This window comes from Buchnera aphidicola, assembly GCF_900128725.1.
GTDB classification, from domain to species: Bacteria; Pseudomonadota; Gammaproteobacteria; order Enterobacterales; family Enterobacteriaceae; genus Buchnera_F; species Buchnera_F aphidicola_K.
Genome location: NZ_LT667500.1, coordinates 150722 through 170387 on the forward strand (window position 1 = coordinate 150722; position 19666 = coordinate 170387).

Below are 19666 nucleotides of genomic sequence, written 5' to 3' on the forward strand. Positions count from 1 at the left end.
TTAAGATCCTATCCGTCTTGCGCCTAATTGATCAATTGTACAAATATGTACAAATCCTTGTTCGTTTTTGATAAAGTTTACCTCTAGCCATTTTTTTATTTTTTTTGCAACACCAATATCTAAACATATTGAAAATATAGTAGGTCCTGATCCAGATATACTGCAAGTAAGGGCGCCTAGCTGCATAATTGCATTTTTTGTATTAAGGAATTGTGGTATTAAAGGGATTCTATAGGGTTCCGCAAGAACATCTGTCATAAAGCGTATCGCTAATTCAGGTTGGTTAGAGTGTAAAGCGTGTATGAAGGTTGATAGGTTTCGACTGTTTGTTATACATATATCTTTATTATACTTTTGCGGAAGTAGATTTCTAGATACAGAGGTAGGTAGCGCAATACCGGGCCAAGCAATAATCCATAACCAATTTTTGAATACAGGAAGAGACTGTGTTTTATGAAACAAGTCGTTTGTTACGAGCTGTAATCCGCCTAAATAGCAGGGAGCAACATTGTCGTAATGTACACTACCAGATATAAATCCCTCTAAGCGGCCCATTATATTGATTAATTCTCTTTGCGTGAGATTTGTTTTATAAAATTTGTTGAGAGCTAAAACGCTTGCCACGATAGAAGAAGCGCTAGACCCTAAACCTGATCCGATTGGCATATTTTTTTTTAGTGTAATAGATACTGGTGTTTTTTTTTTTGTTTTTTTATTAAACCAATTCCATGCCTGCCATGTAATATTTTTTTTTATATCACCTGGTAATTGTGTAGAAAAATTGCCATGATTATGTAATTGAAAAGTTTTTGATGATTGTATGGAAACACAATCCCCTAATAAAGTACCGTCTATTGGAGTGATAGCTGCTCCTAAAATATCAAAACCAACACCAACATTTCCTATAGAAGCGGGTGCATAAATTTTTATCATTATTTTTAAGCTCGTGTGATTATGATATTATACGCAATAAATCAGAGAAAACCCCTAATGCTGTTACCCTGTTACCAGCGCCATAACCGCGTAGTATTAACGGAATTGGTTGGTAATATTTAGTATAAAAGACAAATATATTTTCTCCGTTTTTTATATGATACAGAGGATTGTATTTATTTACTGCATGTAGTTGAACCTTACAGATTCCCTGGTCATTAATTGTTCCGATAAATCGTAAGACTTTTTCTTCTTTTTTAGCTTGTTTAGATTTTTTTAAAAATATATGATTGAGCGCCCTTAAACGGGATAAGAATTTTGTTTTGTTATTTGTTTTTTTAAAGTCATCAGGCAAGATTTGTTCAACATGAATGTCTGAAAGCTCTAAAGAATAGCCAGCTTCTCTTGCTAAAATTAATAATTTTCTTGCTACGTCGATTCCCGATAGATCATCTTGCGGATTTGGCTCAGTAAATCCTAATTTTTTTGCGCTGTTTACAGCATCCGATAAAGTGTTGTTTGGATCTAATTGTCCAAATATATATGACATGGATCCCGAAAGGATGCCTTGGAATTTAACTAATTTATCTCCTGATTCAATTAAACTTTTCAGCGTTTGAATAACAGGTAAGCCGGCTCCTACGTGAGTTTCATAAAAAAATTTTTTATTATATTTGCACGCTGTTTCTCTGATCTTTTTATATTTTGCAAATAAGGAAGTATTAGATTTTTTATTAGAGGTAATAATATGGAATCCAGATTTTATGATTTCATTATATTTATCGGCAATGTCGTAACTCGCTGTACAATCGATGAGAACCGGACATAGAAAACCATATTTTTTGGGTAATATTAAAATTTTTTTTAAATCAAAGTTCTCTTGAGGCTCCTCGAGTTTCTGGATCCATTCTTCAGAATCGATTTTTTTTTTATTAAAAATAAATTTTTTTGAGTTAGCAATCAGATTTATATTTAAGCAGATTGATTTTTTTTTAAATTGTTCACGTTGTTGAAAAAAAATTTTTAAAAACTCTAGTCCCACTCCGCCGACACCTATCAAAAAAATATTAATAAATATTTTTTTATTAATAATTAAATTATGTATTTTATTTGTAATTTGGTCAGTTTGTTTGTTTTTTAATACAAAAGACAGTGATGTATTAGATGCGTTATGCGAAATATCTAATATAGTATTTTGAAATTTATTTACTACACAGCAAATTTTTTTTAAAATCTCAGAATTATATTTTTTTATATTAGTTCCAATAATAGATATCATGCTTAAATTATCGAGCGTGATAATGGGTTCTATCATTTTTCTCTGTATCTCGGTTTCAAAAACTGTTTCTAAGTCTTTTTTTATATTTTTTGAATTACGTTCTTGTATATAAAAGTTAATTGAATGATTAGACAGAGATTGGTTGAATAGATACGTATTTATATTTAGACGGTTAAGATATAGAAATAGCTTATGCGTCATCTTTTCTATACAAAAGTTGGTGCAACTAAATATTTTAATTAAAGTAATTTTTTTTAAATTTGTAATTCCAGTAATAATACTTGCATTTGTTTTTTTTTGTTTACTAATGAGTGTACCAGCATGGTTATGGTTATTAGTATTTTTGATGATACATGGAATGTTTGTATTTTGTAATGGAGCTATAGTAGAAGGATGAATAACTGAGGCTCCAAAATAAGCTAATTCTAGTGCTTCTTGATACGTTATTTCTGATATCCACCGTGCTTGTGAAATAATATTTGGGTCTCCGGTATATATGCCATTGACATCAGTCCAAATTTCACATGCGGTAGATTGTGTGCAAATAGCTAATATTGCGGCAGAATAGTCTGATCCGTTTCTTCCCAAAACAACTAGTTCTCCTTTTGCATTTCCAGCAATAAAGCCAGGCATTAAAATAATATTCTGTTTAGAAATATTTAATTTTTGAAAACTTTTTTTTGATTTTGGGATTTCTACAGTAGCGTTGAGGTAGCTGTTGGTGGCTAATATTGTTTTAACAGGGTTTATTATGGTGACCGTGCGTTTAAATGTATTTAAAAGGCTTTTCATAATTATTACGGAAAATATTTCGCCTGAGCTTATTATTTGAGCTTGTTTTTTTTCTGAACATATTTTCGACAAATATATTTTCTTAAAAATATTATTTAATTTTTCATATTTTTCGATAATTTGTTTTTCTATCTTTTTGAGGGGATATTTTGGGTTTATGTTATATAATTCTTGAATTAAGTTTAGAAAAAATTTTTTAATAAAAATGAGAATGGAGGTAGGAATTTTTTTGTGTTTTATGAATTTTTTAATAGATTTTTCTAAATAATTTGTTATAGTTGCTGGAGCGGACAGAACAATGGAAATTTGATCATTTTTTGCTTTATCTATAATGATTGAAGATACGTGTATAAATTTTTTTGCATTTGCAAGTGATGTGCCTCCAAACTTCAATGTTTTCATAACTAGAATCTCTTTTTCTCTAAATCTTGTTTTTAAATTTATTTTATTTAAATAAGCGCTTTTTATGTGATATATACTAAATTTTATTTGATAGTACGCATTTATTTAAGTAGCAATTATATGTGTGGTTTTATTATATGAAAATGATGTGAAAAATTTTTAGAGAATAATTTTGGTACTGCTGTATAAGTAATATTTTTTTTAAAGAAACATTTTTAAATAAATTGTATCATATTTTCTTCTTTTTTTCTTTTTTTTTGGTGCTTTTGGTTTCTAAGAAAGCGAGAAGTTTTATACATATCCAGTATGCTTAGGGGTTATTAGGTAAAAAAGAAAAAATACTTTTTAAAAAAAAATAATAATATTATATTTTTTTGGATTTTATATAGTTTATTTTTATAAATATTTACTATACATTAATATTTTTTTTTAAAAAAGTATTTTTTTTATTCCAAAAAACAACCATTTTTTTTAAATCAGTTTTATTTTCCACTGTAGCGCGTAATGAAAATAGCTCTAAAGCTGGAGAAAAATTGTGATGTTGTATAATTTTTTTTGTTTCGTTTTTTTTTTTAATTTCTATGTCTTTCTGCAAACCCCATATTTTTTCAATAACTATCAAAATATGTTTTGGTATGCCAGTAGAAGCTGCTGATTTTTTTAGGATATAATTTACGGATACGGAATATGCTCGTGAATATTTTAATGTATTGTTTATTAATAGCATTTGTATTTTTTCTATTAGCGGATACCATAATAGCGATGCGAATAAAAAAGAGGGACAGCGTATTGATTTTTTTGTCATAGCAGAATCTATTTTTTTTAAACTGAGTTTAATTATTTCTGTTAAAAAAAATGTATTTTTTTTGCTTAAGTTATTTAATAAAAACGGCATTAAGGGATATATTAAAGAGTATTTTTTTAATCGTATATAAGTTAAATAGCCATATCCAAAGCAAAATAATTTTATAGATTCATTAAATAATCTCGCCGATGGTATTTCTTTCAATAAATTTGATAATTTAAATATGGGTTTTTCAGTTTTTTTTTCGATATGCATATGAAGTCTTACAGAAAACCGAATAACCCTCAACATACGTACCGGGTCTTCTCGATATCGAGTTTCTGCGTCTCCAATTAACCGAATGACTTTTAATTTTATATCTTTAATTCCTCCGACATAATCTCGAATGCCGTAGTCTCGTATACTATAATATAGGGCGTTAATTGTTAAATCGCGTCTATATGCATCTTCTTCAATTTTTCCAAAGGTATTATCAAATAATACAATGCCTGTATTTGTCTTTTTTGTAAAAGAACGTAATGTATTATTATGATATTTAGCTCTAAATGTTGACACTTCAATAATTTCGCTTTTAAAAATTAAGTGAGCGATAATAAATCGTCTGCCTATCAATCTACAATTTTTAAAAAGTTTTCTAATTTCGTTTGGTTTGGCGTTAGTTGCAATATCAAAATCTTTCGGTTTTTTTCCCAACAGTAAATCTCTAACCCCTCCTCCAACAAGATAAGCTTCATATCCTAATTTGTTTAATCTGTATAATACTTTTATAGAATTATTACTAATTTGTCTTAAAGATATATTATGATTTTTTTTTATAATTAGATTCATAGGTTAATATCGATATTATTATTGTATTTGTATCTATATGTAAAATTTAGTATTCGTTCAATGTGTGTGTAATTAATTTATTTTTTTGATATTATCAAATATATCGTATAAAATAACTTTTTTAAGCACATTGTTTTTATAATAATTCAGAATATTGAATATCATATTTATTTCTTATTTCTTGTGAGATATTGATTTGTAAATATTTTTATAGTTTGGTCAGAGTTATGAAGCTAGGGCTCGTGTTTAAAAATATATGTTTGTATAAAAAATAATATTTTATCTAGTTTAGTATGTTATTTATTTTATAATAGATTGTTTAATATGTGAAACACTATACTTAGTATTTTTGAGGATTATGATATATTGCGGTATTATACAAATAATTGTTTTGTGGCACCACGGTTCTGAGTAAATAGATTGTGTGTTTTATTGATAATATTTTTTATTATATATAAATTATTATAGGTCAAATATGGCATCATTGATATGTTAATTTTGAAGAGATTTTTTTTAAGAGTTAAAGTATATAAAACAATTATTTAGTATATTACAGTATTTTTTACATTTTATTTTGAATATTTTATGATGCATTATTGAACTTTATATCTGCTCAGTATTTAATGCGCTAATTTTTTTAATCAATGTGTTTAAAAACTTTTTAAGAACTAGATTTTTATACGGATATATAAAGCTTTATACAAGTGACGGTGAAAATAGCGCTAAATCTAAACATAAGTTCATAATATTTTGCAAAAAAGTGCTTGCATAGATGTATTTTATAATTGCTTTTCTATGTATAGAAAATGCCATATTTTAATATCTAATGTCAAGTGACATTGTTATAATAAAAAGATATTTTTTTGGCAGTTATACTAAATAATCTAGATATATGCATTTTATTGGTATAGATTAGTTTATTTCATAGAATAGGAAGATACTGGGGATATATATGAAGTTTGCTTTAGGTTTAGAGTATGACGGAAGTATTTATTATGGTTGGCAAAAACAAAAATATGTATTAACAATTCAAGAATGCCTGGAGCTAGCTATCTCTAAAATTGCTGATCGTCAGGTAGATGTTGTTTGTTCTGGTCGAACTGATCGCGGTGTACATGCAATGACGCAGATTGTACACTTTCATACTGATATTAAACGCAGTTGTTCGGTATGGCTTAGGGGATTAAACGCGCTATTACCTAAAGATATTACTGTATTATGGGTACAAGAAGTGCCATTGGATTTTCATGCTCGATTTTCTGCTTTATCTCGATCGTATCGTTATTTAATTTTTAACCAAAAACATCGATCTAGTTTTTTTATAAAACACTGCCTTCATGTCAGAGACATGTTAAATATCATTAAAATAAAGAATAGTATTAAGTATTTAGTCGGAAAACATGATTTTACGTCATTTAAAAGCGTTGGTTGTCAATCTTCTTCTGCGATAAAAAATATTATGTCTTTAACTGTGCGGAGAATAAATAATTTTGTAGTTTTTGATATTACTTCTAATTCTTTTTTATATCGTATGGTAAGAAATATTGTAGGATGTTTGCTAGCAGTAGGTTTATCTCGGTGTCGTGCGCGCGGAGTGAAAACAATCTTGAGGAACAGAGATATAAAAAAAAAATATTCTACACTTCCGGCGTATGGATTATATTTTATGTACGCTTCATATCCAGAGCGTTATGGTATATTTAAACATTATCGACTGTTTAGTAATAGCGGTTTATTTATGAATATTAAATAGTTCTTCGTAATACAGTTAAATATTTTGATAAATGCTTTTATTATTATATTTGATATTTTGGTCATGTTTAACTTAAAGTATAGTTAAGAGTATATGATATAGTTTCTTTTATGTCTAGTTTATATGTTCTACATCTTTAGGCAAATTATATTTTTTATTTCTTAGATATGTGCATATAGTAAACTTGAGTAGTCATAAAATTATAGACAGATTTTGATGAAGAATGCTATATGATTGTACTGAATTAATATATTCATTGTCCTATATAAAAGTTTTATATATATGGATGATAATATTAATGTTTGTATTGTTAATAATATAATTTTTAGGAAAATCATTAAAAAATTTTTGTTTAATTAGTTGACAGTAAATTATTTTTAATTTTAGATATTTTTCTTAGTAGCTTTTACTATAAAACATTTAATAATACTGCACTCAATAATCTTCAGTATTATCAATATTATTGATATATATAAAAAATAAAAATTGATATGATGATTTATAAAAATTTTTTATTTTATGTATATGTTTACTGTTATATTCGCGAATACGAGATTTTAGTATGTTAGGTAAATTAATTAGTAAATTTTTTCTTAATCGTAACGATCGCATTTTAAATAATTTAAAAGATCTTATTATTAAAATTAATTGTTTGGAAAAAAATATTATACAACTATCAGACGCTGAGTTAAAAAAAAAAACTACTGAATTTAAACTTCGTTTAAAAAATGGAGATACGTTAGATGTATTGTTGCCAGAAGCATTTTCTGTTGTTCGAGAAGCAAGCAAAAGAGTTTTGGGAATGCGGCATTTTGATGTACAAATTTTAGGGGGAATTATTTTACATCAGAAGTGTATTGCAGAAATGCGAACAGGAGAAGGAAAAACATTGACCGCAACCTTGCCAGCTTATTTAAATGCGCTGTTAGGTCGGGGCGTTCATATTGTTACTATGAATGATTATCTAGCTAAAAGGGATGCAGATAAAAATCGTGTCTTATTTGAATTTTTAGGCTTAACGGTAGGAGCTAATGTTTCAGGAATATCTTTGGAAGATAAACAAAAAGCTTATCTTGCAGACATTACCTATGGTACGAATCATGAATATGGCTTTGATTATTTGCGAGATAACATGGTTTTTTGTAATAAAAAGAAAGTTCAAAGAACCCTATACTTTGCTTTGGTAGATGAAGTAGATTCTATTTTAATTGATGAAGCGCGTACACCTCTAGTAATTTCTGGCCCTATAGAGGGCAGCAATGCTCTATATAAGAACATTAATTCTATTATTCCCTTTTTAGTACTTCAAAGAAAAAAAAGCAATAAGAGTCTTGGTAAAAGAGGAGATTTTTATATTGATTATAAGCAACGCCAAGCGCATTTAACGGAAAAAGGGTTAAAAAAAATAGAGAGATTATTGGTGAAATATAATTTTTTACCTAAAGAAGAATCATTATATTTACCAAAAAATATTTTTTTTGTTCACCACATACTTTTAGCGCTTAAAGCTCACTATGTTTATTTGAAAAATACCGATTATATCGTACAAAACAAAAAAATTGTTATTGTTGACGAGCATACTGGAAGAATTATGAAAAGCCGGAGATGGTCGGATGGATTGCATCAAGCGATAGAGGCCAAAGAAAAAGTATGTATTCAAAATGATACCCAGACCTTGGCATCAATAACTTTACAAAATTATTTTCGTTTATATGATAAGTTATCGGGAATGACGGGTACGGCTGCAACAGAAGCTTTTGAATTTAATTCTATTTATCACCTAGATACTATAATTATACCAACAAACAAGCCTATGATTCGGAATGATATGCCGGATTTAGTATATTTATCTACATCAAGTAAATTAAGAGCTATTATTTCTGATATACAGAGTTGTGTTAATCGACAACAACCTGTTCTCGTTGGCACTGTATCTATTGAAAAATCTGAGGAAATTTCTAAGTTATTATGTAAATTAAACATTAAACATAATGTTTTAAACGCTAAATTTCATGCTCAAGAAGCGTATATTATTGCCCAAGCAGGGAAACCTAAAGGGGTAACTATAGCAACAAATATGGCTGGCAGAGGTACTGATATTGTTTTGGGGGGAGCTTTTAAGTATAAAGAAAATACTAATCATGCATCTCAAAAAAACAATTTACTAAAAGGATTGTGGAATGAAAAAAATCAATTGGCGGTTAAATTAGGAGGTTTGCACATTATAGGAACTGAACGACATGAGTCTCGTAGAATTGATAACCAGTTACGAGGCAGATCTGGAAGACAAGGTGATCCTGGTTCCTCACGATTTTATTTATCATTAGAAGATACCTTGATGCGGTTTTTTGTTTCAGATAAAATTATTAGCTTAATGAAAACTCTAGGAATGACGGATAATCAAGCAATTGAACACCCTTGGCTAAGCTCGGCTATTGAAAGAGCTCAAAAAAAAGTAGAAAATAAAAATTTTGATATTAGAAGGCAATTACTAGAATATGATAACGTCATTAATGAGCAACGTTCAGTTATATATAATGAGCGTAATAAATTAATTAACCAATCTAGCATTCACGATTATATTTTAGAAATTTTAAAAGACCGCGTGAGAGCTTGTATTAAGCGGTATATAAGCGGCGGTCCAGTAAATTTAAATAGCTTTCATGCTTTAGAGCGCGAATTAAAAAATAATTTTTACTTTATTCAACCAATAAGGGAATTTTTAGAGATTGGCGCTACATTATATCAAAATGTTGATAAATTAGCTGATTTAATCGTTTCAACTATACAATCTAATTATAGTAAAAAAACTTCAGAAGATTTTGAAGAATATTCAAATATGATTGAAAAGTCAGTAATGATACAAATACTAGATATTTTTTGGAAAGAACACCTGAATGCAGTAGATTTTTTAAGACAAAGTATTCATTTAAGAGGATATGCCCAACAAGATCCGCAACAAGAATATAAACGAGAATCTTTTTTTATGTTTCAATCAATGCTTGTGTCAATTAAAGATAATGTAATTAAAAATTTAATTAATATTTTTTTTGTAGATTTTAAGAAAAATAAAGACATATATATGGATATTGTAAATCAACAAGATAATGATACATTACATTTTTTAATTATGAAATTAATTAATATTACGTGAAACTAGTAAAAACTTTTTATTTTTTTTATTTTTTTTTATTTTTCTTTTATATTAAGTAATGTATTATATATATTTTATTTGAATAAGTTGTGAGTCATGTAATTTTTACATTCGCATTACTGATGCTTTTTATCAAAAAATGTTGATACGCATGATGTATATGCATATAGTAATATGTGTTGCTAGTCATATTATGAAGATTAAAATATTAAATATAACCAAATATTAAAAATATTCATTTATTAGGTTATTAGATCTGTAATGTTTTTAAGGATTAACTAGGTATGTTTAAAAATATTTTTCCAGATAGCGATCCGATTGAAACTTCTGAATGGATAGATTCTATGCATTCAGTTATAAAGAGAAGTGGAAAAAAAAGAGCTTATTTTTTAATAAATAAGATTTTAAACTCCAATCTTTTACAAAAGACTAATTTTTATACAACAGCCGGATTAGAGTACATTAATACAATTGATGTAAAGGATGAGCCCGAATATCCTGGCAACATATTTTTAGAAAAGAACATTTGCTCTGCAGTACGATGGAACGCCATTATGATGGTTTTGAGAGCTTCTAAAAAAAACCTAGATTTAGGCGGTCACATTGCTTCTTTTCAATCTTCAGCAATGATTTATGAAGTATGTTTTAATCATTTTTTTCGAGCTAGTAATAAAGATGATGGCGGGGATTTAGTTTATTTTCAAGGCCATATTTCTCCGGGTATTTATGCTAGAGCTTTTTTAGAAAATCGATTAACAGAAGAGCAGTTAGATAATTTTAGACAAGAAGTTGATGGTTTAGGATTATCTTCTTATCCTCATCCTAAATTAATGCCGAGTTTTTGGCAGTTTCCTTCTGTTTCTATGGGTTTGAGCTCTATTTCCTCAATTTATCAGGCTAAATTTTTAAAATATTTGCACTCTAGAAAATTAAAAGATACTTCAAAACAAACTGTATATGCTTTTTTAGGTGATGGTGAAATGGACGAACCTGAGTCTAGAGGAGCAGTTACCATAGCTTCTAGAGAAAAATTAGATAATTTGATTTTTGTTGTTAACTGTAATTTGCAGCGCTTAGATGGCCCTGTTACAGGAAACGGAAAGATTATTGATGAATTAAGTAATTTCTTTTTAGGGTCTGGCTGGCATGTTATTAGAGTAATATGGGGTAGCCAATGGGATTGTTTGTTAGAGAAAGATCGTTTGGGTTATTTAAAAAAATTAATGAGTGAAACTGTAGATGGAGATTATCAAACATTTAAATCAAAAGACGGAGCATATATTCGAAAATATTTTTTTGGAAAATATGAAGAAACGAAAAAATTAGTAGATAATATGTCTGATGATGAAATTTGGAAATTAAAGAGAGGTGGCCATGATTTTAAAAAATTGTATTCTGCTTTTCATGCAGCAAAATTAGTAAAAAATAAACCAGTAGTTATATTGATTCACACAGTGAAAGGGTATGGATTAGGTAATATTGCTGAGGGAAAAAATATAGCTCATCAAATAAAAAGTTTAGATATTCAAGATATTCAACATTTAAAAAAACATTTAAAAATAGAATTAAATACTGAATCTATACAAAAATTATCGTATATAAAATTTCCGTTGAATTCTCCGGAATCACAATATTTACATGATCAAAGAAAAAAATTAAGCGGTTATCTTCCTTGTCGATCCAATAAATTTTCTGAAATATTAGAAATTCCTGCGTTAAGTGATTTTGATTCTATCTTGACAAAACAAGACAGACCTATTTCCACTACTATTGCGTTTGTCCGCATTTTAAATATTTTATTAAAAAATATGAGTTTGAAAAATAGAATTGTTCCTATTGTTGCCGATGAAGCTCGTACATTTGGGATGGAAGGTTTATTTCGTCAAATCGGAATATATAATTCTCAAGGACAAAGATACACGCCTTCTGATAAAGATCAGTTTTTTTATTATAAAGAAGCTTGTCAAGGTCAAATTTTACAGGAAGGAATTAGTGAGTTAGGAGCATGTGCATCATGGTTAGCTGCCGCAACATCTTACAGTACTAATAATTTTCCAATGATACCGTTTTATATTTATTATTCTATGTTTGGTTTTCAGAGAATCGGTGATCTTTTGTGGTCATGTGGTGATCAACAGGCTAGAGGTTTTTTAATTGGCGCTACATCTGGTAGAACTACATTAAATGGAGAAGGCTTGCAGCATGCAGATGGACATAGTCATGTTTTGTCATTAACGATACCCAATTGCATATCTTATGATCCTACATATGGTTATGAGTTAGCTGTAATTATACAATCTGGTTTACAGCGCATGTATGGCCAGCAACAAGAGAATATTTTTTATTATATTACTACATTAAATGAAAATTATGTTATGCCTAAAATGTCTAATAGTATGATAAAGGGTATTTGTAAAGGGATATATAAGCTAGATACTTTATATGGTAAAAAGGGTCATGTACAATTGATGGGATCAGGCGCTATTTTTCAGTGCATAAGAAAAGCAGCTAAAATCTTGCTACTAGAGTACAATATAGGCTCTGATATCTATAGCGTTACTTCCTTTACCGAAATCGCTCGTAATGGTCAAGATTGTATGAGATGGAATATGCTTAATCCCTTAAAAACAAAGAAAAAACCTTATATTGCTACCATTATGAATCAATGCCCCGTTGTAGCTGCGACAGATTACATAAAAGTTTTCGCAGAACAAATTCGAGCATATATTCCGTCTAAGGCGTTTTATGTTTTAGGATCCGATGGGTTTGGTAGATCAGATAGTCGTCAGAAGTTACGTAATTTTTTTGAAATAGATGAATCATACGTTGTTATTGCTGCATTGAAATTATTAGTAGAAGAAGGCACTATTGATGTACAAATACTATCAGATGCTTTAAAAAAATTTAATATTTTTTCAGATAAGCTGAATCCACGTTTAGCATAAGAGGTGACACGGTGGACGTAGAAGTATGTATTCCAGATATTGGAATTGATCGAGTTGAAGTAATAGAAATTTTTGTTCAAGAAGGAGAGATGATCAAAAAAGAAGACAGTCTGATTTCTGTTGAAGGGCATAAGTCTGTTCTTGAAATTCCATCTCCAACTTCAGGGAAAATAAAAAAAGTTTGTATTAAGGTAGGAGATATAGTTCATGTTAATAAATTAATTGCTTTAATAGATCAGTCTAATCAAAGCGATTGTATTATAAAAGAAAGGAAATCCGACAACTTAGGCTCATGTTCTTTAGATATTTCTGATCAATCGGAGTCTAATGAGATATGTCGTGTAAATCGAGGTTTTACAACAAAAAAACCTATTCACGCTGCTCCCAATATTCGTCGTATGGCTAGAATGCTTAATATTGATTTATCACAAATAGAAGGAAGCGGGAACAGGGGAAGAATTACACGAGAAGATTTAAAAAAATATAGTAAAATGAATTCTAATACAAATTTTCAAAAAAAAACTATGAATTTATTTCAAAAAAATCATTTAAAGGATATTAGTAAACAAACAAAATATAAATCTTTATCAACTATTCAGCAGGTCTCCGGTAATAACTTATTGAATAATTGGAAAAATATTCCACATGTTACTCAATTTGATGATGCGGACATCACTAATTTAGAAAAATTTAGAAAGTCATATAATTTAGCTAAATCTAAGGACAAAAAGTATCAAATGGTTTCATTATTAGCATTTATAGTAAAAGCGGTTATGTGTGCGCTAATAGAATATCCTAGATTTAATAGTATGTTAGACGTCAGTAAAAAAAGAATTGTTTTGAATCAAGATATTAACATTGGTATAGCGGTAGATACTGAGAAAGGTCTATTGGTTCCTGTTTTAAAAGATTTGAGATATAAAAATGTGCGACAAATATCTAAAGATATTGCTAACATGGCCTTAAAAGCTAAAAATAATCAATTAAGTGTTTCAGAAATGACTGGCGGTAGCTTTACTATCTCTAGCTTGGGCGGTATAGGGGGGACTGGTTTTACGCCTATTATTAATGCTCCAGAAGCGTGTATCTTAGGAATTTCGAAGGCGTCTATTAAACCTGTTTGGAGCACAAAAGAGTTTTTACCTCGATTAATCTTGCCTTTTTCTTTATCTTATGACCACCGTATTATTGATGGAGCTGATGGGGTGCGTTTTACAACTTTGTTAAGTCAACTTTTATCCGATATAAGAGTGTTGTTAGTATAATAACTATTTTTATTGCTTATTTTTAAGAGATATATTTACTTAGTTATTAACGTAAAATTATTTTTAATTAAACGAGTATTTTATGAAAAAGAATATTAATGTTAACGTAGTGGTGATTGGCGGCGGGCCGGCGGGCTATTCTTCTGCTTTTAGATGTTCTGATTTGGGTTTATCTGTTGTAGTTGTAGAAAAATACGGAGTATTAGGTGGTACATGCTTAAATGTCGGGTGTATCCCGTCAAAATCTTTATTATATTTAGCTACTTTGATAAAAGAAATCAAAGAATTTTCTAAATATGGAATTAATATCGGTAGTATTAAATCATTAAATTTTTCTAATGTGATGAATTGGAAGAATAATATCATCTCTAATTTAAGCCGAGGTCTCTTAGATATGGCTAAACATAGAAAAATAAAAATCTTACGCGGCATAGGAAAGTTTATTAGCGCGCATTCATTAGAGGTTCAACATGATGATTTAATACATAATATTAGCTTTGATTATGCTATTATTGCTACTGGCTCTCGTCCAATACAATTGCCTAAACTACCTTACGAAGATAATCGTATTTGGGATTCTACGCAAGCTTTAAATAGTATCGCAATCCCTAAAAAACTTTTGATTATTGGAGCAGGTATTATTGGCTTAGAAATGGCAACTATATACAATGCTTTAGGGTCTGAAGTAGATATTATAGATAGCTCTAAAAGATTTTTTCCTTTAATTGATGAAGATTCTAGTAATTTATTTTTAAGATATACTAAAGAATATTTTAATATTTATTTGAATACTACGTTAGTAACATTAACTGCAGATACGCGCGGAATATCTGTAACGACAAATGTTAATAATGACTCTGTATCTAATAATTTGTATGATAACGTATTGCTTTCTGTAGGTAGATCCCCTAATACCCAAAACTTAAATTTAAACGCTGCTGGTGTTCAATCGGATTCCTCAGGTTTTATTAAAACAAATCAGCAAATGTGTACTAATATATCAAATATTTTTGCTATTGGTGATGTAGTGGGTCAGCCTATGCTTGCGCATAAAGGGATGTATGAAGCGCATATAGCCGCAGAAGTCATTTCGGGAAAGAAACATTTTTTTGAGCCTAAAGTAATCCCTTGTGTTGCATATTGTGATCCTGAAATTGCCTGGACCGGTATTATGGAAGATACAGCCAAATTACAGGGTATTAATTATCGGTCGGTAATTATGCCCTGGAAGTTTTCTGGGAAAGCAATTAGTTCTAATTGTTCCGATACAGGCATGACTAAATTAATTATTGACAGTGATTGCAATAAAATTATCGGCGGAGTGATAATAGGCAGACATGCAGGAGAGTTGTTGTCACAAATTAGCTTATCTATTGAAATGGGGTGTGATATAGAGGATATAGCCTTAACTATTCATCCTCATCCCACTTTAGCGGAATCTATTCATATATCAGCTCAACTGTATAGTTGCACTGCTACGGATATGATAAATAAGATATAAATAATGTATACACATTTTTAATTAGATATTTAACTTTTTTAAATGTCATGAGTCAGTAGTACCTAATATTTAATTATACAATTTATATTAATTTTATTTTTTTTTTTTTTTTAATCTTTGTGATGTTGTATGTGTTGATCATTTATCTTAAAAAATATATTTTTTAGATTTTACAAGGTTATATTGAAATGTACAAGTTATTTAAATACAGCTTTATTTTTAGTTATTTATGAAACATAATAAGCTTTATATACAATATCGGTAACTTTTCGTAATAGTATATTGAGTATACTGTATTTAAATGATTTATTTTATTAAATTTTTTGTTATTTAGCAGTATATATAATTTATATATTTTAAGAGCAGGTTATTTTCCTGCTCTAAAACTAAAACTCTTGTAGAGTAATTGCAGGATATATAATTATTTAAATATTAAATATATAATTTTGTTTCAGCAATGCGCATGCTATGTATTTAATACATGACATTATATACTAAATGATAATCCGCATCCGCAGGTACTTTTAGCATTGGGATTAATAACTGTAAATTTAGATCCTTCCAAGTTTTCTATATAATCTATTTGTCCTCCGGTTAAATATTGAAAACTAATTGGATCTATAATTATTTCAATGTTAGATATTGAAATATGTATGTCATTTTTTTTAATATTTTCTTCTAATTTAAAGCAATATTGAAAACCGCTACATCCACCCCCCGTTATATATATTCGCAATTTTAATTGTAGATTTTTTTTTATTTCTATTAACTTTTTAACTCTCTTCACTGCTTTTTCTGTGATATTTAATGAATAGATAGACATGTTTATATATAAACTCTATTTTTATATAAATTATTAATAGAATATTATTCGCGATATTAAACCATTTGGTTATAATGGTATTTAGAGTAATTTTTTAAAAAATATTTTATTTATAAATAATGATGAAATTAACTATGAAGTTTTTAGTGTTAATTTTTTAATTCATAAACTGACATGATCGCGTATTAAGGTGTATTTTTTTTTTATTTTAATCGTTTTTTTTTCTCAAAAAAGCCGGAATATCTAAAAAATTTTTTTCATATTTTTTCATTGGGTTGATATCATTGTAGTTATTTTTTTTAATATTTTGGTGATTAAGAATCCCGTTTCTGCGTAATGATTGGTACCTCTGATTTACCGGAAGTTCTTTTGAAGGTGTGTTTCGAATAAAAGAATTTTCGGATCGTTTTTCTACTCCAATTCCTGTAGCTACCACAGTTACTCTTAATGAGTGATCCATTTGAGGGTCCAGAGAAGTTCCTATCACTACAGTGGCATTATCAGATGAGAACGCTCGAATAGTATTACCTACAGTTTCAAATTCGTCTAATCGTAAGTCAAATCCTGCAGTAATGTTTACTAATACTCCTCTGGCTCCAGAAAGGTCAATATCTTCTAGTAAAGGGCTAGATATAGCAATTTCAGAAGCTTCTTCTGCTCTATTTTCTCCTGACGCAGATCCGGTTCCCATCATGGCATAGCCCATTTCTGACATTACAGTTCGCACATCTGCAAAATCAACATTCATTAAACCTGGACGCGTGATTAGTTCAGCTATACCTTGTACAGCACCTTTTAATACATCATTAGCTGCCCCAAAAGCATCTAAAAGAGATATTCCTCGCGTCAGCACTTTTAGTAATTTGTCATTAGGAATCGTAATGAGAGAATCTACATATTTAGATAATTCGTTTAAGCCCTGTTCAGCAAAATTCATTCTTTTTTTACCTTCGAAATTAAAGGGTTTGGTCACAACGGCTACAGTTAAGATTCCTAGCTCTTTAGCTACTTCGGCTACTACTGGGGCAGCTCCTGTCCCGGTTCCACCGCCCATCCCTGCGGCTATAAATACCATATCCGCTCCTTCTAATGCCAGCTTTAATGTTTCTCTGTCTTCTTCGGCAGAATTTTTTCCTACATCTGGATTCGCTCCTGCTCCTAAACCTTTGGTAATGTTATTTCCAATTTGTATTGTTTGTCCAACTGCTATTTTTCTTAAGGCTTGTGCGTCTGTATTAATAGCAAAAAATTCAACACCTTCTATTTTTTCGCGAACCATATGTTCAACTGCATTACTGCCTCCCCCTCCTACACCAATTACTTTAATTACTGCATCGTTACTTAATTCAGATGGTTCGAACATAAAATAAACTCCGTAAAATAGGAATGATAATACTATTATATTTCTGATTCACTCTTTATATGGTTCTTAACCAGCGTTTTATTGTTTTAAATAAATGCTCGAGAGGCCCGTATTTTTTTTTCTTTTCTAAAGAGCGTTTATAAGAATTTTTTCCATAGCATAATAGACCAATACTGGTAGAATACTCGGGCTTAGAGAGATATTCGGGTATTGTGAGTATATTACATGGTTTTTTAAGTATTATATTAGCATGAAATATTTTTTTGGCGCATTGTGATAAATATTTTACTTGAGAAGAACCTCCGGTTAAAACTATAGTAGATGGTTCCTGTGCTTCATGATTTTTAAAATTATTTAGGGAATATGTTCTCATAATCTCGTCTTTAGCTAAATTTAACAATTCAGTATATCTTAAATTAATTACTTCGACTAAAGAATCATAATCACAGTGAATGATTTTTTTTCCTTTTTTATTATAAATTTTTAATTTCTGGCATGAAATTGAAATATTTGTTTCCGCATATCCGTATTTTTTTTTTATAAATTCTGCGTCAGAATAAGATAAAGAGAATGCATAAGCAATATCTCGAGTTACTGTATTTCCGGCATAAGGGATCACGATATTATGATACAACGAACCTCGGGAATACATAGTAATGTTCATTGTTTCTCCCCCCATGTCAATCAAGCAAACTCCTGAATTTTTTTCTTCTTCTGTTAAAAGAGCTAAACTAGACGCTAATCCGGAAAATATAGTTTTTTTTATAAAAACTCCGCATTTTTTCACTGCCTTAATAATGTTATCGTTAATGTTTTTATTACATGTAATAATATGCACATTAGCTTGTATTCTTTTTCCAGATAACCCGATCGGGTTTTTAATTCCAAATTGTCTGTCAATAATAAAGTCTTGGGGTATAATATGTAGGATGCTATGATCGTTATCGATCTTCACAGATGCCGCGGTATCAATGACGGTTTTTATATCCTGTTTGGTTACTTCTTTATGCTTAATGGGGGTAATCCCAATTTCATTATGGCAATAAATTTCTTGGTATGACGCTGACAAAAATACAGAATAGATTTGGCAATTAGCCATGACCTCAGCATCATGAATAGATTTATTAATACATTTTATTAATAACTCTAAATTATTAATCTTTCCTTTCTCTAGTCCTTGAGATGACGATTTTCCAAAACCAATTATGTTAATAGTTTCGTTGTCTAGAATTTCTCCTATTAAAACAATTATCTTTGTTGTGCCTATTTCTAATCCTGCAATTATGTTTTTTTTTATTGGAAGGTTCATATTTTAGCTTATACTAGAATTTTTTATAATATTTTTATAATTCTTTTATGAATCTTTTTATAGATATTAATATAATTAATTTGTATTGCTATGAAATTTATAGAATTAAATATTCGTTTAGAATCAAGGATTTTTATACGATATATGTTTTATATAATCATCATATTTTTATTTTTTTTTGAATTTGAATGTGTTATAGATTATAGGGGTTGCTCTGTAAATATAAGAAATTAATTTTTGCAATACTACTCAATAGAGTTGCCAATTTATAATTTTTATTGCGTGTATTATATAAATTATTATTTTATTAATATAAAACATAAATAAAATAGAAAAATAGTTATGATTGTGGTGTATAAAATTTTAGTTATAAAATTTTATTAAATTTTTTTATATTAGCGAGTTATATTTAATACTCGGATAAAGCTTTTTTATTATGATGTATGTTCTGATCATAATGAGAAATTTGTATATTTTAAGGATATTAATATATAAAAAATAGTAGATTTTTTTT

The 19666-nt window shown here is 28.9% G+C and carries 11 protein-coding genes; 5 read left to right on the forward strand and 6 right to left on the reverse strand.

Features of this window, described 5'->3' with window-relative positions; translation table 11 throughout:
* The 3 genes from thrB to pcnB form a co-directional block, all read right to left on the reverse strand.
* Positions 1-933: a homoserine kinase gene (gene thrB, locus CINFORN2912_RS00655; protein ID WP_075433742.1), complete on the reverse strand. Its 933-nt coding sequence runs from the start codon at positions 931-933 to the stop codon at positions 1-3.
* 19 nt (positions 934-952) lie between these two features.
* The gene (gene thrA, locus CINFORN2912_RS00660; RefSeq protein ID WP_075433743.1) at positions 953-3406 is read right to left on the reverse strand and encodes a bifunctional aspartate kinase/homoserine dehydrogenase I; all 2454 of its coding nucleotides are present in this window, start codon (positions 3404-3406) and stop codon (positions 953-955) included.
* 409 nt (positions 3407-3815) lie between these two features.
* Entirely contained in the window at positions 3816-5039 is a 1224-nt protein-coding gene (gene pcnB, locus CINFORN2912_RS00665; protein ID WP_075433744.1) for a polynucleotide adenylyltransferase PcnB, read from the reverse strand.
* Positions 5040-5991: 952 nt separating this feature from the next.
* Between pcnB and truA the strand changes: the two genes are divergently transcribed.
* The 5 genes from truA (at position 5992) to lpdA (ending at position 15657) form a co-directional block, all read left to right on the forward strand.
* Positions 5992-6792, forward strand: a complete 801-nt coding sequence (gene truA, locus CINFORN2912_RS00670; RefSeq protein ID WP_075433745.1) for a tRNA pseudouridine(38-40) synthase TruA — start codon at positions 5992-5994, stop codon at positions 6790-6792.
* A gap of 562 nt (positions 6793-7354) precedes the next feature.
* Positions 7355-9946 carry a preprotein translocase subunit SecA gene (secA, locus tag CINFORN2912_RS00675; RefSeq protein WP_075433746.1) on the forward strand — a complete coding sequence of 864 codons (2592 nt, stop codon included), beginning with the start codon at positions 7355-7357 and terminating at the stop codon, positions 9944-9946.
* A gap of 284 nt (positions 9947-10230) precedes the next feature.
* Positions 10231-12891: a pyruvate dehydrogenase (acetyl-transferring), homodimeric type gene (gene aceE, locus CINFORN2912_RS00680; protein ID WP_075433747.1), complete on the forward strand. Its 2661-nt coding sequence runs from the start codon at positions 10231-10233 to the stop codon at positions 12889-12891.
* A gap of 11 nt (positions 12892-12902) precedes the next feature.
* Complete coding sequence (locus tag CINFORN2912_RS00685) at positions 12903-14156, forward strand: 2-oxo acid dehydrogenase subunit E2 (RefSeq protein WP_075433748.1); 1254 nt, start codon at positions 12903-12905, stop codon at positions 14154-14156.
* Between the two features lie 82 nt (positions 14157-14238).
* Positions 14239-15657 carry a dihydrolipoyl dehydrogenase gene (lpdA, locus tag CINFORN2912_RS00690; protein WP_075433749.1) on the forward strand — a complete coding sequence of 473 codons (1419 nt, stop codon included), beginning with the start codon at positions 14239-14241 and terminating at the stop codon, positions 15655-15657.
* Between the two features lie 487 nt (positions 15658-16144).
* Here lpdA and erpA read toward each other — a convergent pair whose 3' ends face one another.
* From erpA to ftsA, 3 genes are all read right to left on the reverse strand, one after another.
* On the reverse strand, positions 16145-16480 hold the full coding sequence (gene erpA, locus CINFORN2912_RS00695) for an iron-sulfur cluster insertion protein ErpA (RefSeq protein ID WP_075433750.1): 336 nt from the start codon (positions 16478-16480) through the stop codon (positions 16145-16147).
* 208 nt (positions 16481-16688) lie between these two features.
* On the reverse strand, positions 16689-17843 hold the full coding sequence (gene ftsZ / locus CINFORN2912_RS00700; RefSeq protein ID WP_075433751.1) for a cell division protein FtsZ: 1155 nt from the start codon (positions 17841-17843) through the stop codon (positions 16689-16691).
* A 55-nt stretch (positions 17844-17898) separates the two neighbouring features.
* Positions 17899-19152, reverse strand: coding sequence for a cell division protein FtsA (ftsA, locus tag CINFORN2912_RS00705; RefSeq protein WP_075433752.1), 1254 nt, complete (start codon positions 19150-19152; stop codon positions 17899-17901).
* Between the last annotated feature and the right edge of the window lie 514 nt (positions 19153-19666).